21 protein-coding genes are annotated in these 26,148 nt (G+C 35.8%); 10 read left to right on the top strand and 11 right to left on the bottom strand.

The annotated features are described in order from the left end of the window. Positions 1-5: 5 nt before the first annotated feature. The 3 genes from MR062_RS14260 to MR062_RS14250 form a co-directional block, all read right to left on the bottom strand. On the bottom strand, positions 6-380 hold the full coding sequence (locus MR062_RS14260; RefSeq protein WP_242205449.1) for a four helix bundle protein: 375 nt from the start codon (positions 378-380) through the stop codon (positions 6-8). Positions 381-424: 44 nt separating this feature from the next. Continuing rightward, positions 425-1,312: a 3-hydroxyacyl-CoA dehydrogenase family protein gene (locus MR062_RS14255; RefSeq protein WP_242205447.1), complete on the bottom strand. Its 888-nt coding sequence runs from the start codon at positions 1,310-1,312 to the stop codon at positions 425-427. A gap of 81 nt (positions 1,313-1,393) precedes the next feature. Then, entirely contained in the window at positions 1,394-2,353 is a 960-nt protein-coding gene (locus MR062_RS14250) for a Gfo/Idh/MocA family protein (RefSeq protein WP_242205445.1), read from the bottom strand. A gap of 342 nt (positions 2,354-2,695) precedes the next feature. On the opposite strand from MR062_RS14250, the gene MR062_RS14245 reads away from it, so the two are divergent. Continuing rightward, complete coding sequence (locus MR062_RS14245) at positions 2,696-3,337, top strand: protein-L-isoaspartate(D-aspartate) O-methyltransferase (RefSeq protein ID WP_242205443.1); 642 nt, start codon at positions 2,696-2,698, stop codon at positions 3,335-3,337. Here MR062_RS14245 and MR062_RS14240 read toward each other — a convergent pair. From MR062_RS14240 to smpB, 6 genes are read right to left on the bottom strand one after another with little or no spacing between them, the layout of a single operon-like run. Next, a complete protein-coding gene (locus tag MR062_RS14240) occupies positions 3,334-3,897 on the bottom strand; it encodes a DinB family protein (protein ID WP_242205441.1) in 564 nt (187 codons plus the stop codon). The two genes, MR062_RS14245 and MR062_RS14240, sit on opposite strands and share 4 nt — an antisense overlap. A 54-nt stretch (positions 3,898-3,951) precedes the next feature. After that, complete coding sequence (locus tag MR062_RS14235; protein ID WP_242205439.1) at positions 3,952-4,488, bottom strand: Crp/Fnr family transcriptional regulator; 537 nt, start codon at positions 4,486-4,488, stop codon at positions 3,952-3,954. A 23-nt stretch (positions 4,489-4,511) separates the two neighbouring features. Next, on the bottom strand, positions 4,512-4,955 hold the full coding sequence (locus MR062_RS14230; protein WP_242205438.1) for a YybH family protein: 444 nt from the start codon (positions 4,953-4,955) through the stop codon (positions 4,512-4,514). 11 nt (positions 4,956-4,966) lie between these two features. Continuing rightward, positions 4,967-6,790 (bottom strand): Xaa-Pro dipeptidyl-peptidase, encoded by a 1,824-nt coding sequence (locus MR062_RS14225; RefSeq protein ID WP_242205436.1) that lies wholly within the window; start codon positions 6,788-6,790, stop codon positions 4,967-4,969. A gap of 54 nt (positions 6,791-6,844) precedes the next feature. Beyond that, entirely contained in the window at positions 6,845-7,390 is a 546-nt protein-coding gene (locus tag MR062_RS14220) for a hypothetical protein (protein ID WP_242205434.1), read from the bottom strand. Between the two features lie 60 nt (positions 7,391-7,450). Next, positions 7,451-7,909, bottom strand: a complete 459-nt coding sequence (gene smpB, locus MR062_RS14215; protein WP_242205432.1) for an SsrA-binding protein SmpB — start codon at positions 7,907-7,909, stop codon at positions 7,451-7,453. 145 nt (positions 7,910-8,054) lie between these two features. Here smpB and MR062_RS14210 point away from each other — a divergent pair, with 145 nt between their 5' ends. Further along, positions 8,055-8,909 (top strand): hypothetical protein, encoded by an 855-nt coding sequence (locus MR062_RS14210; RefSeq protein ID WP_242205430.1) that lies wholly within the window; start codon positions 8,055-8,057, stop codon positions 8,907-8,909. Between the two features lie 200 nt (positions 8,910-9,109). On the opposite strand, the gene MR062_RS14205 is transcribed toward MR062_RS14210, so the two are convergent. Then, positions 9,110-9,316, bottom strand: coding sequence for a dodecin (locus MR062_RS14205; RefSeq protein ID WP_242205428.1), 207 nt, complete (start codon positions 9,314-9,316; stop codon positions 9,110-9,112). Between the two features lie 210 nt (positions 9,317-9,526). On the opposite strand from MR062_RS14205, the gene lpdA reads away from it, so the two are divergent. After that, entirely contained in the window at positions 9,527-10,927 is a 1,401-nt protein-coding gene (lpdA, locus tag MR062_RS14200) for a dihydrolipoyl dehydrogenase (RefSeq protein WP_242205425.1), read from the top strand. Between the two features lie 210 nt (positions 10,928-11,137). Continuing rightward, entirely contained in the window at positions 11,138-12,994 is a 1,857-nt protein-coding gene (locus MR062_RS14195; RefSeq protein ID WP_242205424.1) for a T9SS type A sorting domain-containing protein, read from the top strand. Between the two features lie 8 nt (positions 12,995-13,002). Here the strand turns inward: MR062_RS14195 and MR062_RS14190 are convergent, their stop codons facing one another. After that, positions 13,003-14,712: a tetratricopeptide repeat protein gene (locus MR062_RS14190; protein WP_242205422.1), complete on the bottom strand. Its 1,710-nt coding sequence runs from the start codon at positions 14,710-14,712 to the stop codon at positions 13,003-13,005. A 162-nt stretch (positions 14,713-14,874) separates the two neighbouring features. On the opposite strand from MR062_RS14190, the gene MR062_RS14185 reads away from it, so the two are divergent. The 6 genes from MR062_RS14185 (at position 14,875) to MR062_RS14160 (ending at position 26,146) form a co-directional block, all read left to right on the top strand. Further along, the gene (locus MR062_RS14185) at positions 14,875-15,447 is read left to right on the top strand and encodes an RNA polymerase sigma factor (protein WP_242205420.1); all 573 of its coding nucleotides are present in this window, start codon (positions 14,875-14,877) and stop codon (positions 15,445-15,447) included. A 6-nt stretch (positions 15,448-15,453) separates the two neighbouring features. Then, positions 15,454-15,630: a hypothetical protein gene (locus tag MR062_RS14180; RefSeq protein WP_242205418.1), complete on the top strand. Its 177-nt coding sequence runs from the start codon at positions 15,454-15,456 to the stop codon at positions 15,628-15,630. Between the two features lie 35 nt (positions 15,631-15,665). After that, the gene (locus MR062_RS14175; protein WP_242205416.1) at positions 15,666-16,493 is read left to right on the top strand and encodes a mechanosensitive ion channel family protein; all 828 of its coding nucleotides are present in this window, start codon (positions 15,666-15,668) and stop codon (positions 16,491-16,493) included. 359 nt (positions 16,494-16,852) lie between these two features. Beyond that, entirely contained in the window at positions 16,853-20,761 is a 3,909-nt protein-coding gene (locus MR062_RS14170) for a hybrid sensor histidine kinase/response regulator transcription factor (protein WP_242205413.1), read from the top strand. A 519-nt stretch (positions 20,762-21,280) separates the two neighbouring features. After that, positions 21,281-24,451 (top strand): SusC/RagA family TonB-linked outer membrane protein, encoded by a 3,171-nt coding sequence (locus MR062_RS14165; protein ID WP_242205412.1) that lies wholly within the window; start codon positions 21,281-21,283, stop codon positions 24,449-24,451. A gap of 12 nt (positions 24,452-24,463) precedes the next feature. Next, the gene (locus MR062_RS14160; RefSeq protein WP_242205410.1) at positions 24,464-26,146 is read left to right on the top strand and encodes a RagB/SusD family nutrient uptake outer membrane protein; all 1,683 of its coding nucleotides are present in this window, start codon (positions 24,464-24,466) and stop codon (positions 26,144-26,146) included. Positions 26,147-26,148 lie beyond the last annotated feature (2 nt).

The raw sequence follows: 26,148 nt of genomic DNA, 5'->3' as shown, positions 1-26,148 counted from the left end.
AGTTATCAAGAGATTTTGGATGAGCCAGATTTATCAGAATTTCTAATCATGAAATTTAACAATTTTCCAATTTCCATACTCTCTATTGTTAATTTATCAAACTCATTTTTATTTATATACTCACATGCCAAAGAAAATTCTAACCAAGTTTGGGTTTCTGAATTTTCAGCATCGCTATCGGTAAGTTTACTAACAAAATGCTTTGGATATAATCTTTTTCTATAAGCCTCTGCTATGTTAGCACAAACACTTCTTGATGATCTGCGTATTTGGCCTGTGAGTGAATATCTTTCTTCTTTTGGAAAAGTTTTTGTTATGGCTAGTATCTCCATCGCTAAATCAAAACCTTTTTTATAAGCAGTCAAATCTTGAAACTTCATACTAAATTATTTATTACTGAACACTGAATACTGAACACTGATTACTATATAAACTGTTTAGCCACCGTTTCTGCTTTTTTGCTTTCTGAATAGTCATAAAACCCTTCACCAGATTTCACGCCCAATTTTCCGGCGCGAACCATATTTACCAATAAGGGGCAAGGCGCATATTTAGGATTTTTAAAGCCTTCGTACATGACATTTAATATAGAAAGACATACATCCAAACCTATAAAATCGGCCAATTGTAAAGGGCCCATAGGGTGTGCCATTCCCAATTTCATGACTGTATCTATTTCTTCAACGCCCGCCACACCATTGTATAGGGTCTCAATAGATTCATTGAGCATGGGCATTAAAATGCGGTTGGCAACAAAACCAGGATAATCGTTAACCTCAACAGGAATTTTACCTAAGGCTTTGGATAGTTCCATAATGGTTTGTGTTACTTCACCACTGGTATTATAACCTCTTATAATTTCAACCAACTTCATGATAGGAACAGGATTCATAAAATGCATACCTATTACCATTTCTGGTCTAGATGTTACAGCTGCTATTTGTGTAATGGAAATAGAGGAGGTGTTCGTCGCTAAAATAGTATCTTCTGGACAGGCCTCATTAAGTTGCTTAAAAATATTGAGCTTTAAATCCACATTTTCGGTCGCAGCTTCTACAACCAAGCTAGCATGCTCAACACCTTCGGTTAAATTGGTGAAAGTGGTAATATTACTTAAAGTTTCGACTTTATCTACTTCGGTGATTTTTTCCTTGGCCACCATTCTATCCAAATTTTTAGTAATGGTTTCCATACCTCGATTTAATGCCGCTTTGTTAACATCAATCAATTGTACTTTAAATCCGCTTTGCGCAAATGTATGTGCAATACCATTTCCCATGGTTCCAGCACCTATTACCGCTATGTTTTTCATAGTTAAAATATTTTATGGTGAAGCCATACTTTTATGTTAGATCACTAGCTGCATACCTATGAGAGGTAGATTCATGGCTAATTAAAAACAATCTATTATTTGGGTTGCAACACGTAAGGCTTCAGTGCCATCGTGAAGTGTTACAACGGGTGTGGTATCATTATTTATGGCATCGGCAAAAGTTTCCAGTTCATCCAAAATAGAATTGGTATCTTCAATTTTTGGGTTATCGAAATAGATTTGCTTTTTAATGCCTTCAGCGTTTTGTAGGATCATATCAAAATCACCTGGGGTTTCGGGAGCATCTTTCATTTTAACCACTTCACATTTTTTGGTTAAAAAATCTACCGATATATAAGCGTCCTTTTGAAAGAATCGTGCTTTTCTCATTTTTTTTAGTGAAATTCTACTGGCCGTTAAATTGGCAACACAGCCATTTTCAAATTCAATACGGGCATTGGCAATATCTGGAGTATCACTAATTACAGCAACACCGCTGGCTGAAATATGTTTTACCTTAGATTTTACAATGCTTAAAACAATATCGATATCATGAATCATTAAATCCAGCACAACAGGCACATCGGTTCCACGAGGGTTGAATTCGGCCAAACGGTGCGTTTCAATGAACATGGGTGATTTAATGTCGTGTTTAACCGCAACAAAAGCGGGATTAAAACGTTCTACATGACCTACTTGACCACGAAGGTTGTTTTCAGCCAATAGTTGCCTAATGTGTTCTGCCTCTTCGACGGTGTTGGTAATGGGCTTTTCAATAAAAATATGTTTGCCTTTGGCTATGGCCTGTTTGGCACACTCGTAATGCGATAATGTAGGTGTTACAATATCTACCATATCTACAGCATCAATAAGAGCCTCGATGGAATTGAAGAATTTATATCCAAATTCTTCTTCTACATGCTTTCCGTTAGCTTCATCGGCATCATAAAACCCTACCAGATTATATTTTTTTGATTGTTTAAGAAGTCTTAAATGAATTTTTCCAAGGTGACCAGCACCAAGAACTCCTGCGTTTAGCATAATTGTTACGTTTTCAACAAAAGTACATGAATTTTTTCATTTGAAATTTACAAAACAAATGAAAAAAATTATATGTACTAACGAGGTGGTTACTGAGCGACGTCGAAGTATGGTTACTGAGCGACGTCGAAGTATGGTTACTGAGCGACGTCGAAGTATGGTTACTGAGGTAAAACTAAATTTTGTATCTAATAAATCACAAAATTTAGTTCTTTTACAGAAGAAAAATAAGGTAATTAGAGTGAATTTTTTAATTGAATTTTATTAAAAATAAATTACCTATAAATTGTTTCGGGCTTTCAAATGTTTAATTAATTTTGGACAACCAAACCACACCAAACATTGAAAGATACTTTTAAACATAAGGGATTACGCCAGCAACTGGTTAATACAGTGAAAAGCAAAGGAATAAAAGATGAAAAGGTTTTAAAGGCTATAGGTAAAATTCCCCGACATTTGTTTATGGATTCTAGTTTTTTGGATCATTCTTATCAAGATAAGGCGTTTCCTATTGCTGCAGACCAAACAATTTCACAACCTTTTACTGTAGCTTTCCAAACGGAATTGTTGCAAATCAAGCCTAATGACAAAATTTTGGAAATAGGTACGGGGAGTGGTTATCAAACGGCTGTGCTTTGCGAGATGGGCGCTCGCGTGTATAGCATAGAACGCCAAAATGAACTGTTTAAAAAAACCAGTAAGTTTTTGCCCAAACTAGGATATCGTGCCAAAAAGCTAGTTTTTGGAGACGGTTACATTGGACTTAAAGAAGAGGCTCCGTTTGATGGCATTATTGTAACTGCTGGAGCTCCTTTTGTTCCCAAGCCATTATTATCTCAATTAAAAATAGGAGGTAGGCTCGTTATTCCTGTGGGGGATGATGTACAGATCATGACCCTTTTTATTAGAAAAGGTCCCAAGGAGTTTGAACAGCACGAATACGGTGAGTTTCGGTTTGTACCTTTATTGGGGGATAAGAACTAATTAGGTTGGGTCTTTGCTTTATCGAGTGCATTTTGAGCCTGCAATAAGTGTCTTATATTGTGATTGATTACCACTCTAAAGGTGTCGCCTAATCGTAAAGAAATTAACTTTCCCAGTGTAGTTGCGGTTTTTACCTTATTCAGGTTAATGGTTTTTGCTTCATTTAAAAGGTTTAGCATTTGTTCTTGCTGTTCTATAAAGCGACTAATGGTGCTGTGGTTCAGCTTACTGCCATTAGGGTTCTTACTTTTAAAGGTTTTCATTTTGTTCAGTTTTTCTTTGGGAAGCATGCTTTTGGCAAAATAATCCCCTAATAGCCCTGGTTTAAAGTAGGTTTCCGGTGCTACTTGGCTTTTGTCAATGCATCTTTCAATTTCGGGCAAGTAAAAATCACCATATCTATTTAAGTGTTCTAAACATTCTAAGGCGCTCCATGTGCTGTCGTTAGCTTTCCAGTTGAGTTTGTCTACTTTATTTTGATATAAAGCTTTTGCCTGGTCGATATGCCCCTTGGTTAAATTGATTAATTCAAATATAAAGGTGTCTGCTTTTATTTTCATGGGTATTCTTTCTGCAAAGATTGAAAATTAAGCGGATTCAAAAATTGATTGAAATTAAGATTTTTTAATTCGAGAAAGCGTTTCTGGGGTCATACGCAAATAAGAAGCAATATACTTATTGGGGATTTCTTGGAATAATTGAGGACTTCTTTTTAAAACACGATTGTAGCGATCGATAGGGGATGCCGTTAAAATATCACGCTCACGTTCCATTTGCTGAAGTACAAATTGCTCTAACATAAGTTGCCAAATTTTTGTGTTTTCTGAAGAGGACCTAATAAAGTCCATAAATTTGGGTTTGTTCAATACCTTAACGGTAGACTGTTTTAAGGCTTGGATGTAAAAATCGGTAGGTTTTTCATTTAAGAATGAATCAAGAGCAGCGATTAAATTGTTTTTATAGCCAAATCTAATGGTTTGCTCTTCGTGTTCTTCAATAACATAAATTCTAAAACTGTCTTCAACAACCCAATATAAGTTGGTATTGATAGTTCCACTTTCGGCTAAGAAGTCATTTCGGTTTAGCACGACAGTGTTATCCCATAAATATTCGTTATTAAGGGACTCTATTATTTGTGAAATGGGATTCATTCTTTGCTGTAAACCTACTTGCTTTAGTCCCAAACAAATTTCCAGGAGCCGTCTTTTTGTCGTTTCCAAACGGTATGAAAAATGCCTGATGACATTTTTTCTGCACCAGTAGAGTCTTGGTATGTATATGTGTATTTACCGTATGTATAAGCTAAGTCGCCCGATGATGCAACATCAACAAAATCGGGCGACCATTTAAGCCCTTTAGAGGTTGAATTTTTCATAAAATCAGCAATGGCACTTCTTCCTTTTATAAGGCTGTCATTTCTTAAAAGCACAGCATTATCCGCTACATAAGTCAAAAAAGCCTTGTTCATTCCTTCCTTTTGAGCCATTTTAGAAAAATCCAGTTCGGTTTGGGTAACTTCATTTTTCCAAATCTCCATTTGCTCCTGGTTGTCTTTTTTGGTTTGATTACAGGAATAAAGGGATAACACAAATAATAGCAGAAATGCAATTGGTTTCATGATTTCATATGTTAGTTGCTCGTTGCTTTTTCAAAAGCGTCACTACCGCCAACTATTGGTAAGTTTAAACTGGTTCCATCTAAATCTATAGCTAGCTTTGTCCCTGGCTTTGGGTGCAATGTAAAATCTTTATCACTGGAAAAAATCATCAAACCTATTTGCTGCCCAGCTTTAATTACTTGGTCGTCTGGCTGCAGGTTAAACGTTACTTCATAAAACTGTCCTATTTTTAAAGGTTCGCTTTTTGTTAGCAATTCATGGTTTTGTGGGTCTGCCCAACCACGGGTAATGATATTATCTGTAATTCTTGCGCTTCGACCCTTATTCCACGGTAAGGATACTAACCATACCGATAGGTTTACAGCTGGTTTGCTACTTGCTAGTTTAACCGTAATTTTAGGTGCCCCTGAAATATGGATGTCCTGAGACAGTTTTGGTGTTACATATAATAACCTATGGCTGGTAATTTCAGCTTTTGCTAAGGCTTCCCCATTAAAAGAATAGTTGTCAATTAGCGTTTCAGCTTCTTGGTTGGGAACTTTTATAGTCGATAAGCCTCCTATTTCCGGTGCTCCGGCTACTAGATGTAATGTGACATCTTCAGCATCAGGATTAGGGTAATCTGCATAAGGTGTTGGTTCACTTACTTTATCATCTTCACGAACAATCCATGCCTTATTCGATTCATTTTCTATACCGTTGTCAATTCCATGTAAATAGTGGGTAAACCATTTGTTCATCATGCTTACCGGCGGTGGTCCTCCATGACCAAATTGATGGTAGTATATAGCTGTTTCTAGCCCCATTTCCTTGGCTTTTTTGTAGATGCGATAACTGTGCTCGGGCATGACGTTCCAATCGTTAAAACCGTGCGACATCAATAAGGCGGCTTTCATGGGCCCCATATCTTTAAGGTAATCGCGCTTCGCCCAAAATGCATTATAATCGCCAGTAATTCTATCCATACCATTTTTCATTTCGGTATCTCGAATTTTGGCATTGTTATAAGCACGTTTAGATTCATCACCACTATGAATGAAGTCGTATAGAACATCAATATCCTCTCCTAGGTATCCTCCGGGAGAGCGTACCAATCCGTTAGAACGGTAGTAGTGGTAATAGGACGTGTTAGGAGCTACAGGAATAATAACTTCCAAACCTTCAACACCTGTTGTAGCAGCAGCTAATGGAATGGTACCATTATACGATGTGCCTGTCATACCTACTTTACCAGTACTCCAGTAAGCGTTTACCTCCTCACCACCATAAGGTTCTGTGTAGCCTTTGGCACGTCCGTTTAACCAATCGATTACTGCTTTAGGCGCCAGGGATTCATTGTCACCACCTACTGTAGGCGATCCTTGTGAAAGGCCAGTTCCCGGCGATGAAGAATGCACAACAATATAGCCTCTTGGTACCCATGTCGTTATTTGTGAATTAGAGATGATAGGACGTTCGCCCGTGCGCACAACTTCTGGGTGTACACGTTCTTTGGGGGACATTTGTCCAAGCTCATGGTTAACATCCCAAAAGAGTCCATCTACGTCTGGAGCAACGCCAGCATAATATGGACTGGACTCGTAAATTACAGGAAGTTTTAAGCCTTCAGTATCGGTTTGGTAGGGCCTTGTGACATCCACATGCATACGATCGAGTTTTCCATCGCCATCGGTATCAAAAGTGGTTTCAACAAATAAGTCGTGACGTATCCATTTTTCAGGGGTATTGAAGGCATCTACAATTTGAGCCTCACCATCTTTAAAAATAGGAACGGTTGGTTCTTGGGCGTTGGTAGATAGGGTTATTAAAGAAAAAACAAATAACTTTAATAACATGTTTGTTTTTAATGATTTACACATTATTAATTTAAGTTTTAGATTAATATTTGGTTAAGGTAAGTATTGTTTTGGAATAGGATTCAGTCTTGATTCTTGGGACCAAGAGATATTGGTAATCCACCAGCGTTTTCCATCATAAAACAACTGGATGCTGTTAATGCCCCTCATAAAGGGTTCTTCATCGGTTGCACTATGATACGATTCGTAAGTACTGAACACATGGGCTATTGGGCCAAAGACCTCTGTTTTTCTATAAATTTCCTTTTCTATAAAACCATGTTCCTCAAGCCAGTCTTTTGAATTTTTTTTATAGTCTTGGGGCGACATGTAGTGTACTTTGTATTCCCCAAACTCGTCTTTCCCAGTAGGAATTAATTTGGCATTGGGATTAAAGAGGTAGTTGAACTGTTTCCAATGGCGTGCTTCTCCTTTTTCGCCAGAAATAGCAGCATATAAAGATTTAATGGTTTTATCGATGGTTAACACAGCTGTAGTATCCAAAGCTAGTTCTTTAGGCTTTTCGTCATTGGTCTCTTCTTGTGCATAACTAACAATGGTTAAACAGCATACCAATAGAAATGTAAATAGTTTTTGCATAGTGATAATTTTAAACTTTTAAAATTAAACAAATAAAACAGACAATAGCAAACCTACAAATTATTTATAGATTTTCTTTATCCTATCTAGGTTGCGTTTGTTGTCGCGGTCTTTAATGGTTTCGCGCTTATCGTAGAGTTTTTTACCTTTTGCTAAAGCAATGTCAAGTTTAGCATAACCTTTTTCGTTAATAAATAACCGTAAGGGGATAATGGTGAGTCCAGTATTCTGTACTTCTTTATTTAGTTTTTTAAGTTCCTTTTTGTTAAGCAATAACTTTCTAACAGCTTTAGGTTTGTGGTTGTAGTAAGTGCCGTAAAGATATTCTTCAATGGTCATGTTAACGACAAATAGTTCACCACGATCATTAAACTCACAAAAACTTTCGGCAATAGATGCCTTGCTATTTCTAATGGATTTAATTTCAGTACCTGTTAACACAATGCCAGCCGTATACTTATCTAGTATGTCATATTGAAACCTGGCTTTTTTGTTTTGTATGTTTATGGTCTTTTGCATGGCTCACAAAACTAAACAATTTTATGAAGTTAAACTTCAAACTAATTATTTTCATTAAACAAAGCTTTTATGTTTTAACATAATACAATGTTAAAGTTTTTTCCCATAGTGATAGATTGGCTTATATTACTTGAAATAAAAGATAATGAAAGCACATCATATATCAAGAAGGGCATTGGTTAAAAGTTCAATTTTTGGAGTTTTGGCCGTTTCGGTTCCAAGTGTCTTATATGCTACGAACATTCAAGAGCTTGAAAATAAACCAATAAAAGAAGGCCTGCCTAACCGTTACCCAGGCATTGACGATGACGTTGTGAGTGAAGTGGTGGATAAGTCCCATTTCGATTTAGACAGGGTTAGGCAATTAGTAGATAAACGTCCTGAGCTATCTAGGGCTACTTGGGATTGGGGGTTTGGCGATTGGGAGTCTGCCATTGGGGCGGCATCTCATGTGGGAAGAAGAGACATTATTACGTATTTACTAAGTAAGGGGGCTAAAGCCAATATATTTACTTTTGCCACTTTGGGGGCATATGAAGCCATTAAATCTATGGTGGAGTTTTATCCTGGAATACAAGAAAACTACGGGCCACACGGAATTAGTTTACTTGAACATGCCCAAGCAGGTTCGAGGATGCAGGCAAAAATGACTTCAAATGAAATCTCAGATTCAAAGAAGCTAATAAACTATTTAGAAGGTTTAGGTAATGCCAGCGGCACTAAATTTCCGGAACTTACCGTTGATAAAGAGATATTTTTAGGAGATTATAAATATGGTGATGGTACCCATGAAGGTTTTTCGGTTAAACTGAATATGCGCAAGATGCTAACATTAGGCGCCATAGGTAAATTTGGAGGTGCTTTATACAAAGTCAAGGGTTATGAGTTTAGATATAACAAGTTTCCTTCGGTTTCTATAAGCTTTCAGTTTGAAAATGATAAAGTAAAATCCTTAACTGTAAAAGAACCAGAACTCACCTTGGTGGCTTACAAAATCTAAATCTTAAATCTTGTTGCCCCAAGAATGCTTTAAATTGAAATAACCCGTTGTGCATTTTGGGTCAAACCAGTTTAAAAAATGTCAGTTCGAGTGTCCGCCAAAGGCGAGACGTATCGAGAACTAATTCAAAACCTAAAATTCTTAACAGCCGGACGGGCAGGTTTACAAAATTTCATCAAAATGCACAACGAGTTGAAATATTATTTCATCGTGAAGCCCAGCTTAATGGTGACTTGCCAATGCTGAACATCACCGTCTTTGATGCTACCCCTAGAGTCTATAACTTTAAACCAACGAAGGTTTTGAATGGTTTGTGACGCTTTCTTTAAAGCATTTCTTACAGCATCATCACTTGATGTTTCCGAAGTGCCAACAATCTCAACAATTTTGTAAATATGATCTTCCATGATGTAAATGTTTTAGTGATGGGTTAAAGTATTAAAATACAAAAAATGAAGGAATTAATTGCTATAATTTCAAACTTTGTGTTTTTGAAAGCGATAATTGATATTTATATAAAAATTTGAAAAGGGGTATTATAAACGGTTGTTTTGCTTGTCTTCCCGTAAAACATTTGTATTTTTGATTTTCGATTTTTTAAAATTCAAATTTGAAATATGAGTTCATACGATGTAGCCGTTATAGGTTCTGGTCCTGGAGGATATGTTGCAGCCATTCGTTGCGCACAATTGGGCATGAAAACTGCAATAATTGAAAAATATTCAACCTTAGGAGGTACTTGCTTAAATGTAGGGTGTATACCAAGTAAAGCATTATTAGATTCGTCCCATCACTACGAAGATGCCGTGAAACATTTTGAAGAGCACGGTATTGAAATCCCTGGAGATGTTAAGGTGAATCTGGAAAAAATGATAGCCCGTAAACAAGCGGTGGTCGATCAAACTACCGGAGGGATTGATTTTTTAATGAAAAAAAATAAAATAGATGTTTACCAAGGCCTTGGAAGTTTTAAAGATGCTACGCATATCACTATTGAAGGAGACAAAACGACCGAGATAGAAGCCAAAAACACCATTATAGCAACAGGAAGTAAACCATCGAGCTTACCATTTATCAATATTGACAAAGAGCGCATCATTACGTCTACCGAAGCTTTAAAACTTAAAGAAATTCCTAAACACCTAATTGTTATTGGTGGGGGCGTAATTGGATTGGAGTTAGGCCAAGTGTATAAACGTTTGGGAGCAGAAGTTAGCGTGGTTGAGTTTATGGACAGGATTATCCCAACTATGGACGCCGGTTTATCCAAAGAGCTTAATAAAGTATTGAAAAAGTCCAAGTTTAAAATCAATACGTCCCACAAAGTAAAGTCTGTTGAAAGTGTAGGTGATGAAGTTATTGTTAAGGCAGATAACAAAAAAGGGGAAGAAGTAGAGTTTAAAGGCGACTACTGTTTAGTATCTGTTGGTCGTCGCCCATATACAGATGGATTAAATGCCGAAGCAGCCGGTGTAAAAGTAAATGAAAGGGGACAGATTGAAGTTAACGACCACTTACAGACTAGCGCTTCAAACATCTATGCTATTGGGGATGTGGTGAAAGGCGCTATGTTAGCCCATAAAGCTGAAGAAGAAGGCGTATTTGTTGCAGAAACTTTAGCAGGACAAAAACCACATATAGATTATAACTTAATCCCAGGTGTTGTATACACATGGCCAGAAGTTGCTGCCGTTGGTAAAACTGAAGAGCAATTAAAGGAAGCTGGTGTAGCATATAAAACTGGGTCCTTCCCAATGCGTGCTTTAGGTAGAAGTAGAGCAAGTATGGACTTGGATGGTTTTGTGAAAATCTTGGCCGATAAAAACACCGATGAAATTTTAGGGGTACACATGATTGGTGCCCGGGCAGCAGATATGATTGCTGAGGCGGTTGTGGCTATGGAATATCGTGCAAGTGCAGAGGATGTTTCCCGTATGTCACATGCACATCCTACCTTCACCGAAGCCATTAAGGAAGCGGCTTTAGCAGCAACTGAAGATAGAGCACTGCATATTTAATTTATGGTATGCCATATAGATTATGAAAGCGAGCTAATTAGCTCGCTTTTTTTGTATGCAGAATTTATTTGTGTAAGTCTTTGATATTTACTAAATTAGGGATTCTCTTTCAATAACTGTTATATTCTGATTACTAGCGGTCTCAAATAAACGTTTTTGTACGGATACTCTTGTTGTGGTCATTTTTAATCTTTTAAAAGCCACTTTAGTATGAAAACACGATTATGCCTATTCGTCGCCCTATTATTTGCTACTTATATGCTTTCGGCACAATGTCCTGCTGCAGGCTATACATGTATTCCCGATGCTAATTTTGAGCAGGCCTTAATAGATTTGGGTCACGATTCAGGAAGTCCAGATGGCCGGGTCTTAACATCAAATATAAATGGAATCACCTCTCTGAGCATTAACAACAAGAGTATTGCAGACTTAACGGGAATTGAAGATTTTGCAGCATTACAAACATTTAATTGTTCGTTTAACTCCTTTTCAACTTTGATGTTACCTAATGGGGATAACCTCTTGGAATTGATTTGTCAAGGGCCAAGTATAACTAATGTAGATGTCGTTTCCGCACATCCGGCACTAACAAAAATTGATATTAAATATGGTAATGTTAGCAGTTTAAACGTAGATGCCAATGTTAATTTACAGTATTTGGATGTTTATGACAATTCAATAAGCAATCTAAGTCTTGCAAACAATACAGCTTTAACCTTTTTAGACTGTTACCGTAACGGTTTAACAAGTCTTGATCTCTCCAATAATGCTCTGTTACAGACTTTAAATTGTAAAGATAACAATCTGTCTATGTTAGATCTAACGAATAATACATCCTTAGTTACCCTTAATTGTGACAGTTGTGTTAATATGACCAATTTAACCTTGCCCGATACCACATCCTTGATTACAATTGATTGTGTTAATTGTGATAGTTTGACCAGCCTGGATGTTTCAAACAATGAAAATCTTTATAGTTTGAATATTCCTAGTAGTGGTTTACAAAATACTTTGAACTTGGCCAATAATAACTTGCTTTTTTATTTAGATTGTAGTAATAATGATTTAAGTGGCCTAACCCTTCCAGATCCATCTAATCTATCTGAAATTTATTGCAATAACAATATGATTCCAAGTTTGAATTTAGGAGGCTGTACTGGGTTGACCTATATGGAATGCCAGTATAATAGTTTGATAAGTTTAGATGTTTCCTCCTGTAGTTTATTGCAAGAGCTTTACTGCCATCATAATAGCGTCATGACATCAATTACATTTAATAACCCTGTTCTTAAATACTTGTATTGCAATAACAGTCCAATGTTAACAACTTTGAATAATACGTTAAGCTTAACAGGTTTGATAGATTTTGGTCTTTGGAATTGCGACCTTACTACTTTAGATTTAACCAATAGTTCTGTTTTGGTTTATGTTGAACCAGGAAACAATACATCATTATCGACATTAACTTTGCCAAGTAATAAAACAGCATTAGAGTCTTTATGGGCCTATAACATGGATTTATCTTCTTTAAATTATAATGAATATACTGCGTTGGTAAATTTGGACATAGGTATTAACCAATTTACAGAAGCAGATGTGAGCATGTTGCCAAACCTATACCAGTTTTATTGCAATCAAAATCAGCTAACAACGCTTAACTTAAAAAATGGAAACAATTCCAATTTAATGTGGATGTGGGCCGATGATAATCCCAGCCTAAATTGTATACAAGTAGATGATGTAACCTATGCCAATAATAAAACGATTGCCGACGACTGGAGAATTAACGGATCAGAATATTACAGTACAGATTGCACACTAGGGATTGATGATTTCTATCCATCCAATATTTCTATTTATCCCAACCCTACAAAGCATAGCTTATTTATTGAACCTTTTGCAAATACTGAATATAACTTACTAAATATTCAGGGGCAAGAAATGCTTAAGGGGCATTTAACTTCTGGGATTAATGAAATAGATGTATCCTCAATAGCCAAGGGCGTATATATAATGAATTTGCAATCCTCTCAAGGTAAAATAACCAAAAAACTGATTAAACAATAATAATAGCTTTATATATCATAATCGGCATGCTGCCAACTATCTTTGAATAAGGCGCCATAAGTTTTGGCTTGTTCAATATCACCTAAACCTTCATAGGCTGTTTTTAAGCCATGGTAGGCCCAACCATTTTTGGGTAAGTGCTCCAAATCTTCGTTGAAGGTAACAATAGCCTCATTATACTGTTTGGCCTTTAACTGAACGGCTCCCAAGTGGTGACGTATGGAAAAAAACCAATCCGGGGGTTCATTATAATTAAGGGCGTCTTCTAGTTCTACTGCTGTTTTTAGTAAGGCGATACTGGAGTTTAAATCACCTTCATATGCTAAAATTTCAGCTTTCAAAACCTTTTCAGCAATTTGAACCAATTGGAAAACAGAGTTAATGTCCCAAACGGTAATCTCGCTTAACGATTCATCTTTAGCAAGCGTTCCTAAGAAATTCAGTTCTGCTTTTGCTTTTTCAATGTTGCCTTTACCCAAATGGGCCATACCTTCAGCATAATGCTTAATGGCCATAGGGTACTTTAAATCGTAAGTATCTAGGTTTAGGTTCAATATGTCATCCCATTGCTTAAATTTTACAGCCACATAATAGGGGATGGTGTAATAATGCTGTAAAGTACCCCATCCGGGAGTTTTCATAATTTCAGGATGTACGTGTTCAGACACTTTATTGGCACCAATCATGGCCCAATGGCTGTTACCCTCTAAAGTTGCTGTGGCCGCCATAAAATGATAATTGTGTGGGTAATAAGCTAGGGGATAAGCACCTTGTGCATGGCAGGCAGTAACGTAAGTGCTATCTGCCTTTACCGCAGCTATATTGGCTAGGGTACCTTTATGGTAATCGCCCGTTCTAATATAGGTATGGGACGGCATGTGCAATAAATGCCCCGAACCTGAGACCAGCCCATCATCAAAAAGTTTAGCAGACTGGTAGGAGCGTTCTGGTGTTTTAGAAGCTTCAACAGCATGGATATAAAAATGATGGGCCCCAGGGTGTTTGGGGTGTTGTTCCATAAGATTTTCTAAAAGCGTTATAATTTCAGGGGTCCAGGGTTTGGGAGAGTAATCCTTTTCATATAAATCCCATGGGTGTAAATTCATTATCGATTCGGCATACAAAGCACTTATTTCGGTATCTGTTGGATATTTGTTATATAATTGTTTCATTGCTTTGGAATAATCAACATCCAACTGACTTCTATCTTCAGGTGCTTCGGGAGCGTAACGAAGAGCCATGGCATTTATAAAATCTTGTTCCTTAGCAGTAGCATTAACCGATAATGTTTTAGCCTTTTGAATGGCTTTATAGGCGCGGTCGTAGTTATCTGGTTCCATGCCAGCATTATAATTAGGTCCTAACACATAGGCGTAGCCAAAATAGGCCATAGCACAGTCTGGATCTAGCTTTGTAGCATAGTAAAACGATCGTGCCGCTTCAGCATGGTTAAAGGCGTATGCTAAAGCCATGCCCTGATTGAAATAGCGCTGAACTAAAGTATCTTTAGTCGAAATAGGGTAATCTATGACATCGTAACCTTCAAAAAGAGGAGCAATATTGTCTTTCTTATACCATTCGGCATCTGTGATTTGTGGTACACACGTATATTTACTTGAGTAAGTGGTTGTTAATATAACTTCCTTGGGTTGCTTGTTTTCATTTTTGCAAGAAATAAACAACAATACTAACATTAGAATTTGTACTATGTTTTTCATGTTAAATATATTTTAGTTAGTTGTTTTTTAGAAGGTTATAAGATACGAAAAATCAAAAAAAATAAAAATTTTAGGGTTTTTGTAATTAATTGAAATTATGTGTGACTTTTATTAGTAATGTGTGTCTTAAAATAAACAAGACAGTAAAGTACCCAGCTACATTTGAAAACCCTAGGCAATATTAATGAACTAACAGATGAAAAGCTTGTAGACGCAATTGTTGCGACTAACGACACATTGCTGTTTGAGGAATTATATGATAGGTATGCTACGGTAGTGTATAATAAATGTTTGGGGTTTACTAAAAATGCTGATGAAGCCGAAGATTTAACACAAGACATCTTTTTAAAACTCTTTGTTAAATTGGCCAGTTTTAAAGGAAAGGCAAAGTTTTCTACTTGGTTATATGCGTTTACTTATAACCATAGTGTCAATTATGTAACTAGGAATGCTGCCAAGAAAATTGAAAAACAATCTGTAAATTATCAGGACATTGAAAACATATCGGATGATGAGATAGACGACAAGAGTTTTCTTAAGATGAAAGTAAATAAGCTAAAATTAGCTATGGATTTAATTTCGCCAGAAGAGAAAATGATATTATTACTTAAATATCAAGATTCACTAACTATTAAAGAAATCGAATCGGTTTTAGGAATAAGTGAAAGTGCTGTAAAAATGCGCATTAAAAGGGCAAAAGATAAATTAGCTAAAATATATGCTGATAATAAATAGTGTATCATGGAGAACCCGTTTAAGCATATAGATAGACCGCTAAAAGAAGTTCCGCCAGAACTTAAATCTAAAGTAATGAACGATATTGCTATAGCTAAGCTTATCATGGAGCTTGCCGTTTTATTTTCGTATGATATTGGTTATATTATTGAAACAGTTACCAAACAAAGAAAAGATAAATAACATTTAACCTTATACTCTAACTAAAATATTTGATTATGGAAAAAGCTACACAATGGAAAGATATGGCTTTAGAAACGTTAACATCGATATGGAAAGAAGTTGCCCAAGTATTTCCTAGCCTGTTAGGAAGCCTTTTGCTATTAATTTTTGGCTGGTTGTTTACTAAACTTATAATTAAAATTGTAAAAAAGGCATTAAAATTGGCAAATGCCAATAAACTAGATGATACATTAAACGATATTGAAATCATTGAAGGCAGAAAACTAAACTTTGATACCATTAAGATTGTTTCAAACTTCGTCAAGTGGGTGTTGTATATTATATTGATAGTTATGGTTTTGGATATCATGAATCTTAACATGGTTTCTGAAAGAATAAGCGATATTTTAAGTTACTTGCCCCAGCTTTTCACGGCCCTTATCATTTTTACTGTAGGACTAATTTTTTCAAACCTTATTAAGAAAGGCGTACGTTCGTTTTTTGAGTCTATGGAATTGTCTGGTGCTAAGCTAATCAGTCAAATCGTATTTATTATCATTCTAACCTTTGTTACCATTACCGCTTTAAATCAGGCAGGAGTAGACACTAATATTATTACCAATAACATTACCATGATACTTGCGGCCTTTTTATTGGCTTTCGCATTGGCTTTTGGTTTTGGAGCGCAAAAAGTAGTAAGCGATTTATTAAAAACATTTTACACGAGAAGGACATACGAAATAGGTCAAGTCATAGAATTCCATGATATAAAAGGGGAGGTGGAAACCATTAATAGTATATCGGTGACTTTAAAAACAGATAAAGGAAAATTAGTAGTGCCAATAAAAGACATAGTAGAGAGCCGAGTAAGGATACAGGAGTAATTTTAAGTTAGGGTTAAAATTTGGTTGGTTACTATCCTGTAGTTCTAAAAGGCTCTTTTCACCCCTTTCATTAATTGGGAAGGGGTTTTTTATATAAACATTGGTTCTGATTATGCTCGTGATATTTTGTTAATTAATCTATAATGTGTGGATTAGAAGTGGCTATTATCCGAATTCAGATAAATAATATCCAATATTGACAATTATTAAACCTATATGGAATATTAGTAGACCTAATTTTAGTAGTGAAAATGTAACTTTGTTACAGAGGGTCGTTTACGATAATGGTTTAGGTCGCTTCTCTATGCATAAAATATTTATGCTATATTTAGGCTGGGTCTCTCAAATTAAATTTGGTAATGAAATTTTTTTTAAAACTTATATTTCCGGTGATTACAAGCCTTGTGTCTTTACTTGGTGCATCCCAAAATAATATAGAGTTTCAGCAATTAAAAGGAGAGAATGTTTCGACACAAAGCATTACCTATGCTGTTGCCCAAGATAGTATAGGAAACTTATGGGTCGCTTCAGAGGAAGGGGTCCTAAAACATAACTCAAAATTCTTTAGAATTTACAATACCTATAATGGCCTACCGGAAATTTTTGGAAATCGAACTACTGAGATATTTATAGATTCTAAGCAACGTATTTGGATTGGTTTGGAAAAGGGCGTGGGCGTTTACGATAAAGCACTTGATGTTTTTAAGACTATTGAAAGTACAATAGATATTAATCCGTCATTAATAACAACCATCATCGAAGACGAGGACAACCATATTTGGGTAGCAGGTTTCAATGGTTTATGGCGTTTAAACGAGGAATCACAAAGTGCTAAAATAGCAAGAATAGTTAGCGCCCAAGACATCCAGGATATGGCTGCTGTTGGCAAGCATATAATCTATGGTACTTCAAAAGGATTATACGTTTATAACAGTTATAATGATAAACTTAAGGAAGTCGATTTAAACGGAAAAAGTAACGACATTAGTACCGTTCGTCTTATTGATTCTGAAATATATATAGGCACAAAATCCGGGCAGATTTTTGTGCTTGATTTAACTTTAAGTTTAAAAAAGGAAGTTCTTTTTAAGATACCAATAGTTAACCCAATAAATGATATTGTTAAGAATGGTGAAGGAAATCTATATATCGCTACAGATGGGAATGGATTATATCTTGCAACCAAGGATTTTTCTCTAATTGATCATTGGACTGAAGACGCAAACAATACCAATTCCCTTTCAAGTAATGGTATTTACGATTTATTCATAGGAAATGAAAACATTCTTTGGATAGCGACTTATGGAGGAGGAATCAATTACTTTGACCCTAGTAGGCTTCCCTTTAAAAAAATACGGCACCAATTTAATAATCCAAATAGTATAGTGGCCAATTTTACAAGAGCGATTGCACAGGATACTAGAGGGAAATATTGGTTTGGAACAAAAAAAGGCATTAGTATTTGGAACCAATCCAATAATAATTGGACCCATATTCCCTATTTGGATGCCAATAAAAAAAATGTAAAGGATATTGTTTTGGCATTAGAGCCAGATGGTGACAACATGTGGGTGGGGACTTATAATAATGGCTTGTTTATGGTTGATATACATACTCTAAAACGGGTTAATTACAACAAAAACAATGCCGATTTAGTTAAAAAAGTTTATGCCCTGTTTAAAGATAGCAGGGGCAGTATTTGGGTTGGAGGAATAGATGACGATTTAGCGGTGATAGATAAAAATAACCATATTGAATATTATCCAATTCAACAGGTTAAGTCCATATACGAAACTAAAGACGGGTATATCTTAACTACGGGTAGGTTTGGTGTTTATAAAATAGATCCTAAAACGAAATTTTTCGAATCCATAGAAGGATTAAAACCCGAATTAAATACCCTGTCCTATGCAACCATCAACAATATTGTAGAAAATAATCAAGGGCTTTTAATATTGGCTACAAATGGAGAAGGGCTTGTGTTTTATAACCCTTCCAATAAGCAAGTAAATAAACTTACAATTAACGAGGGCATGCCTTCAGATATAGTGCAATCGGTACTCATTGCTTCAGATTCAAACCTTTGGGCAAGTACAACAAAAGGACTCGTTAAAATAAAATTAACCGAAAAAGATACCATAATTAATGTTTTTGATGAAAAAGATGGTTTGGCCAGTACCGAATTTAACTATGGTAGCTATAGAAAAATTAATGATTCCTTATTTGCCTTTGGGGGAACTAACGGAGTAACCTTTTTTAACCCTTTAAGCATTAAGGATGAAAAAGCAGTGCCAATGTTGGTTTTAGATGAATTCAAACTGTTTAATAAAAAGCTAATGCCAGGAGAAGGGCCTTTAGCACAGCACATTAACCAAACCAAAGAAATAGTCCTTAAGCATAATGAAAACTCGGTAGAATTACTCTATACGGGCGTTTTATACAGTTCGGCTTCTAAGGTTAAATATGCCTATAAACTTGAAGGCTTTGATGAAGCATGGTCGAAACCATCTGTTAGCAATCAAGCTACTTACACTAATTTACCCTCAGGCGAATATACGTTTAAAGTTAAGGCATACAACAAATTTGGGAATGAAAGTCAAGTAAGAACTTTAAATCTAACCATTTTAGCGCCTTGGTGGGCGACCAATCAAGCTTATGCCATTTATATTATATTGGTAGTTATAATTATCTTATCGATTATACATTTTACCAGTATGATTATGAAGAAGAAAAATGCTGATGAACAAATTGATTTCTTTAACAATATAACCCACGAAATAAAAACACCCCTTACGATCTTAATTTCTTCTTTAGATAACATTACCGAAAGGGATGATACAGGAGTAGAATCTAAAAAAAGAATAAAAACAACGGTAAAGCGCATCAACTCCCTGTTTGAGCAAATGCTTAATTTCCAGAAGTTTACTACTGAAGATAAACTTTCCATAGATGTCACTAAAATTGATTTAAGCACGCACTTGGCCAAGCGTGTTAATAATTTTAAACCTTTAACAGAAGAACGAAATTTAGAGATCATTGTAAATAACGAATGGCCAGAACCAGAGTTTTATTTCGATAAGGACGTTTTGGATAAGATATTACTAAACTTAATATCCAATGCCATAAAATATTCATTTGAAAACGGATATATATATATCAACCTTTTAAAGACCACCAAGAAAGAATTAAAGATAGAAATTATTGATGAAGGTTTGGGAATTCCAAAAGACCAACAAAAATTCATTTTAAAACGCTATTATCGGGCGCGCAATGCCATTAATAGCCAAAGACCAGGAACGGGCTTAGGTTTGATGATGGTTAAAAAGCTGTTGGAGAAAACAGAAGGAACCATCGATTTTTACAGTGAAGAAAACAAAGGGACTAAATTCACAATAGTACTTAAAAACCTAAAGTTTGAATATGATAAAAAACTGAGTTTAAAAGAAAGCGAATTAAAATTGGACGATCATTTAATTGAAGACCAACAAGAATTAGATGATTATAGTGATAGTAAGATTCTTATCGTAGAGGACAATGATGAGTTGCGAGATGTATTGGTTAAAACCTTAGGGGTTTACTTTCAGGTGTTTGAAGCCAGTAATGGTAAAGAAGGATTGGATAAGGCCATGCAAGTCTTCCCAGATATGATATTAACAGATTTAATCATGCCAGAGATGGATGGTATGCAAATGGCCAAAACGTTAAAAGAAGATATCAATCTAAACCATATTCCTGTATTTATGTTGACCGTTTTACAAAATTCGGCACAAAAGCTAGAGAGCATAGAAGCGGGTATATCTGAGTATATTGAAAAGCCAGTAGATATAAAATTTTTATTGGCCAAAATGGTAAATACCCTTAAATGGCAAAAACAACTTCGCGAAAAGTATGTTCACGATAATGAAGCCGATAATGCATTGTTGTTTAGAAATAAGAACGACCAGGAATTTCTTGAGAATTTAGAGAATTCAGTTATTGAAAACATTGAGAACGAATCCTTTTCTGTGCACGACCTGTCTAGTTGTTTTGGTATGAGCAGGACATCATTGTATATGAAACTAAAAAACTTAGTTGATTTATCGCCACAGGATTTTATCATACATACCAAATTAAAATATGCCAAAAAGCTTTTAATAGAAGGGGAACATAGTATTAAAGAAGTAGCCTACCGGTCCGGTTTTTCAAATCCTAAATACTTTAGTACCTCCTTTAAAAAGTTTTATAAAATGACACCTAGTGGTTTTTTGGATAGTCTTAGGCAAGGCTAATTAATAGTATCAAAAACACTAAAAAAGTACCCTGTCACTTTTGCTGTATTTTGGTCATTAGTTATAAATCTTTCTTTCTTCATTTTTTATATCCGAGACCGTGACTATCCACTATGTATCTTCTAACTTCTAATATGTATCTACCTGTTTACCTTTTGTAAACCTTTCATGCTAGTATGTATAAAATCCAAAAAGGTTAAAAAATAGTCAATAGTTAGGGTTGTTCTGTTTTAAAGCATTGAAAAACAGAGAGTAAGGACGTATTATTTAAAGAGGTTACCACAATGTTAAATGGATTTGTTTTTAATGGCATTGACAATTTTTATACCTTTTATGATGTTTTTTAAGACCCTTCATGAATAGTTGTTAGGTAATTTAGCCTACAACAATTAAACTAATTAAACATTAACATGAAATGAGCCATAACAAATCTTGATATTAACCAAGATGATTATTGGCGAATTACACCTGCCTGCCGGCAAGGCAGGTCTGACCGATGAAAAACAAAAAATTAAACAGATGAAACAGATTAAATTATTATTAATTCTATTTTTAACGCCTACAGTACTCTTGGCGCAACAAACCGTGAAGGGTTTGGTTACAGATAATCAAAGTTTGCCATTGCCCGGTGCTTCAATTATTGTAAAGGGAACTACCAAGGGAGCGGTTACAGATTTTGATGGTGCTTTTACAATTGATGTAGATGCGACACCAGCAGTTTTAAAAGTGAGTTTCTTGGGGTATGTTTCCAAAGAGATCACAATAACCGACCAAAAATCCATAACGGTGGTTTTAGAGGCCGACCAACAACAGCTGGATGAAGTGGTGGTGATTGGGTATGGGTCTGTAAACAAAAAAGATTTAACGGGGTCTGTGGTTTCTATAAAACCAACAGAAGCTGCAGTAGAACAATCCAAAACAATTGAGGATGTACTAAGAGGTCGTTCTGCCGGTGTTCAAGTAAGTGCTAATAGTGCAGAACCGGGAGGCTCTGTATCTGTAAAAATCAGAGGATTTAGTAGTTTGTCTGGTAATTCAGAACCATTATATGTTGTAGATGGTATTATTATGGACTCAGCAGCTGAAGATGTGGTTAACCCCATTTCGGGATATGCACCACCACAAGGAGGTGGTATTGCCGGCGTTAATCCTGCCGATATTGAAAGTATTGATGTTTTAAAAGATGCTTCTGCTACAGCAATTTATGGGTCAAGAGCGGCAAACGGTGTTATTATTATTACCACAAAGAAGGGTAAAAAAGGAAACGCAAAGTTTAATCTCACCAGCTCAATAAGTACAGGAAGTGTAGTACGTAATATTGATGTTTTAGATACTGAAGGCTATGCCAATTATCAAAATGATATGAGGACGGCTTTAGGGCAAGATCCTACTTATACTGTCAATGCAAATGGTTCAATTTACACTACAGATGATCAACCGGTATTGGTTGAAGGTGTTAATTGGGCAGAGGATACCTATAGAAATTCGATTATAAAAAAGCACAGATTGTCCATCTCAGGTGGTGGTGAATTGGGTAATTATTATATCGCTGGAGGTTTTACAAGCAACCAAGGAACATTTCCTAATGCTTTAGCTAAATCAACAGACTTTAATTTAAACCTTAATCAAGAGTTAACAGATAAACTTAAATTAAAGGCTAAAATTTCAGCTACATATACTGAATTATCATCATCAAAGGGACCTGATGAAAACGGTGGTGCAAATAACAGTATGGTGCGCCAGGTTATTTTAGCGGCGCCAATAATCAATTTTGCTGAAAACAATCAAGATGTTGAAGATGTGGAGCAAGCATTAGATGGGCCAAGAGCCTGGACTAGTGATTATGATGACTTAGCTGAAGAAATTCGTCTATTAGGAGCTATAGATCTGGATTATAAAATATCTAAAGTATTTACATATAGATTACGTTTCGGATCCGATTACAGAAAAAAAGACCGTAGTTTTTGGTATGGTCCAGCGTTAAGGAAAGGACAGCCCGACGGACTTGCTGGAGTTGCATCCCTTTCTAGATTTAGGTATAACATTGATAACACATTAATGTTCAGGAAGCGATTTAACAAAACCCATAGAATCGATGGTACTGTAGGTGTGCTTTTAGACAAAAGAAAATTAGAAACTACGGGGTACTCTGCTTCAAATTTTGCAGATAAATCGCTAAGAGCAGAAGGAATATCGTTTGGTAGTGCTTTCACACCTTTAACTATAGATAGCCAACAAAATACAATAGTATCCTTTATAGGACGACTTAACTATACGCTTTTAGACAGGTATTTATTTACTGGAACTTTTAGGGCAGACGGTAGTAGTAATTTCCCAGCAGGAAACCAATGGGGTTATTTTCCTGCGGCTTCTTTTGCCTGGAAAGTTAAGGAAGAAAGTTTCTTAAAGGATAGTAATACCATTTCAGATTTAAAAGTACGCATAGGATATGGTGAAGTTGGTAATCAAAACATACCTTCTTACAGGTTCTTAAGCATATTTAGCAACCCCAATGGTTTAATTCTATCTGATGCCAATGGCGGTAATTTAGTTCCAGTTTTTCCAGAATTCTTAAGTAACCCAGAATTAATTTGGGAAACGTCTAACCAATACAATGCAGGTATTGATTTTGGGTTGTTTAATGACCGTATAACAGGTACTGTGGAAGCTTATCAGAAAACAAGCTCAGATTTATTATTAAATGTTAGTATTCCGCCAAGTAATGGGTTTGCAAATGTTATAGCTAATCAAGGTGGCCTTGAAAACAAAGGACTGGAGATCTCTTTAAGTGGAGATATCATTAGCAATGAAAATGTAAGGTGGAACTTGTTTGGAAATGTATCTATCAATAGAAATGAGATTACCGACTTAGGTACTATATTGCCAACGCAATGGGGGAATTTAGGTGAGATCGTAGCTTATACAGGTACTCAAATTGCAGGAGGAACTTACTTTAAACAACCAGCTAACATATTTATAGAAGGAGAACAAGCTGGATTGTTCTACGGTTACCAAACTAATGGGATAATACGAACCGATGCACAGTTAACAGATACCCCATCTGGAGATCCTCTTGAATATGGAGGAACAGATTTAAGGGTTGGTGATGTTTATTTTGTAGACCAAAATGGTGATGGTAATATCACCGAAGCTGATAAAACTATAATTGGAAATCCTAATCCAGATTTCACATTCGGTTTTGGAACTTCATTTGAGTACAAGAATTTCTCAATAAATGCCATGTTTAATGGTGTATATGGCAACGATATAGCCAACGGGAACTTATTCGAAACGGGCTATGCCAACAATACGTTAAAGAATGTACGAAAAGAAGCGTATTATAATGCCTTTGATGCAACCAATAATCCTAACGGGACTTATCCTAGTATAGGTGTTGGTGGTATTGGTACAGACTATTCCAAAGAGTTTAACGATAGAATGGTTGAAGATGGAAGTTTTTTAAGGCTAAGTTATGTGTCTTTAGGGTATAATGTACCAGTAGAACAAATACGATTTATAGATAGCTTGAAGTTAACATTGTCAGGTCAAAACTTATGGTTACTGACTGATTATTCTGGTTTCGACCCAGAAGTAGACAGTTTTGCTTACGACCCAACCCGTTTAGGTGTCGATTGGGGGTCATTTCCTAACCAACGCTCATTCTCGCTTGGTGTAAATGTAACATTCTAAAAAAAAATCAAAATGAAAAATATAAATAAAATCTTAATACTATTAGTGCTAACAGCATTCGGTTTCATAAGCTGTAATGATGTTTTAGAAGCAGAAATACCAAAAAACAGGTATTCACAAGTGCAAACATTTTCTTCAGAAGAAGGTGTTGAAACAGCTGTTAACGGAATGTATATCAATTTGCAGGGCTATGATTATTATGGGTCTCGTATGCGTTTATTGTTATGGCCACATTCAGGTAAGTACCAATCTAAGCAAGGCGCTAATAATGATGCAAACCAATTGGATATAACCAATACTAATATCAATTTGGATAAATTATGGTTGGGTATGTACCAAACCATTAATATCGCCAATATCATTATAGAAAATGTAGAAGGTAGTGGCTTAAACAATGAAGCTTCTGCTTTAGGGCAAGCTTACTTTATACGTGGTGTGGTCTACTTTGATTTGGTTCGCATGTTTGGGGAAGTGCCTCTAAGAAACAAGCAAAGTACTGTGGATGACCTTCATTTGGCAAAAAGTTCTAGGGAAACCTTGTATAATCAGGTAATTAAAGATTTTAAACTAGCAGCAGATTTATTGCCAGATCGTAGTGAACAAATAGAAGGTAGGCCCTTAAAATATGCTGCTAATGCCTTTTTGGCTAAAGTTTATATTACCCTTGCAGGCGAAAATGATGCGACAATACAACCAACAGGTTTTGATAGTGTTACAGAATCTGAAATTACAGTAGCTTCTATTTCTAATTTTTGGGAAGAATCTAAAACTGAATTGGATTATGTAATCAATAATGGTGGGTACAGTTTAACAGCAACTTTTGGTGAACTTTGGGAAGATGGAACAGTTGGCCGAAACTCTTCCGAGTCGATTTTCGAATTACAATACGGACAAAATAGCGCCATAAGAACCAACGACATCATTAGAGATGTTGTACTTAAAGACTCTTACCTTGTTCCTAAAGGTGCTAATACATTTGGCCGTATAAGACCTAATAAAGAAATGTTCAGTGATCATATTATTCAGTATTCTGGAATGGATTATACTGGTGTTGATTTTATTCCAGCAGGAAAAGCTGGCAATATCATTACACTAGATCCAGCTTTAGCTGACCCAAGAATTGAAGAAACTTACATGTATAATAATTATACAAGAACAAATAATGGTAAAAATGTAAACCTGTTCCCGAGAGTAAATAAAGGAAATAATGCCTACGCTCATTTAAAAAAGTACAAAGAATCTAATTATGATGGGATCACTACAACCAACAATCACATTATGTTAAGATATGCAGATGTATTATTGTTAAGAGCAGAGGTGGAGAATGAGTTAAATGGCCCTAGTTCAGCCTATGCTTATGTTAACCAGGTACTAACTAGAGCTAGAACGACAAGTACTGGCACAACCTTAGAACCTGCAAATTGGGATGCAACTTCTGTTCCCGACCAAGATACTTTTAGAGAACGCATTATGAAAGAACGTGAATACGAATTAAATGGTGAAGGTCACGAATGGTTTGATATGAGAAGGCGAGGTTTAGGGCGTTTTCAAGAGCAAATAGACCACCATAATGCAGCTGTAAACTTTTACAAGTCTTCAGGTAATAAGGATTTTATTTTTAACGATGTAGAAACTGAGATGACCTTACCCATTCCTTTGTCTGAGGTTTCAACGAACAATTTAATAAGCGAATAATA

Origin of the sequence: Aestuariivivens insulae, assembly GCF_022662195.1 — a bacterium.
Taxonomy (GTDB): Bacteria; Bacteroidota; Bacteroidia; order Flavobacteriales; family Flavobacteriaceae; genus Aestuariivivens; species Aestuariivivens insulae.
The sequence above is the reverse complement of the archived record's forward strand: the minus strand, read 5'-3'. Positions and strand labels throughout refer to the sequence as shown.

Coding starts and splice junctions, on each gene's coding strand:
- MR062_RS14175 (WP_242205416.1), top strand. CDS start 15,666: ATGGAAAAAGCTACACAATGGAAAGATATGGCTTTAGAAACGTTAACA.
- MR062_RS14165 (WP_242205412.1), top strand. CDS start 21,281: ATGAAACAGATTAAATTATTATTAATTCTATTTTTAACGCCTACAGTA.
- MR062_RS14220 (WP_242205434.1), bottom strand. CDS start 7,390: ATGCAAAAACTATTTACATTTCTATTGGTATGCTGTTTAACCATTGTT.
- MR062_RS14205 (WP_242205428.1), bottom strand. CDS start 9,316: ATGGAAGATCATATTTACAAAATTGTTGAGATTGTTGGCACTTCGGAA.
- lpdA (WP_242205425.1), top strand. CDS start 9,527: ATGAGTTCATACGATGTAGCCGTTATAGGTTCTGGTCCTGGAGGATAT.
- MR062_RS14230 (WP_242205438.1), bottom strand. CDS start 4,955: ATGAAACCAATTGCATTTCTGCTATTATTTGTGTTATCCCTTTATTCC.
- MR062_RS14160 (WP_242205410.1), top strand. CDS start 24,464: ATGAAAAATATAAATAAAATCTTAATACTATTAGTGCTAACAGCATTC.
- MR062_RS14240 (WP_242205441.1), bottom strand. CDS start 3,897: ATGAAAATAAAAGCAGACACCTTTATATTTGAATTAATCAATTTAACC.
- MR062_RS14260 (WP_242205449.1), bottom strand. CDS start 380: ATGAAGTTTCAAGATTTGACTGCTTATAAAAAAGGTTTTGATTTAGCG.
- MR062_RS14170 (WP_242205413.1), top strand. CDS start 16,853: ATGAAATTTTTTTTAAAACTTATATTTCCGGTGATTACAAGCCTTGTG.
- smpB (WP_242205432.1), bottom strand. CDS start 7,909: ATGCAAAAGACCATAAACATACAAAACAAAAAAGCCAGGTTTCAATAT.
- MR062_RS14190 (WP_242205422.1), bottom strand. CDS start 14,712: ATGAAAAACATAGTACAAATTCTAATGTTAGTATTGTTGTTTATTTCT.
- MR062_RS14250 (WP_242205445.1), bottom strand. CDS start 2,353: ATGCTAAACGCAGGAGTTCTTGGTGCTGGTCACCTTGGAAAAATTCAT.
- MR062_RS14180 (WP_242205418.1), top strand. CDS start 15,454: ATGGAGAACCCGTTTAAGCATATAGATAGACCGCTAAAAGAAGTTCCG.
- MR062_RS14195 (WP_242205424.1), top strand. CDS start 11,138: ATGAAAACACGATTATGCCTATTCGTCGCCCTATTATTTGCTACTTAT.
- MR062_RS14210 (WP_242205430.1), top strand. CDS start 8,055: ATGAAAGCACATCATATATCAAGAAGGGCATTGGTTAAAAGTTCAATT.
- MR062_RS14255 (WP_242205447.1), bottom strand. CDS start 1,312: ATGAAAAACATAGCGGTAATAGGTGCTGGAACCATGGGAAATGGTATT.
- MR062_RS14235 (WP_242205439.1), bottom strand. CDS start 4,488: ATGAATCCCATTTCACAAATAATAGAGTCCCTTAATAACGAATATTTA.
- MR062_RS14225 (WP_242205436.1), bottom strand. CDS start 6,790: ATGTTATTAAAGTTATTTGTTTTTTCTTTAATAACCCTATCTACCAAC.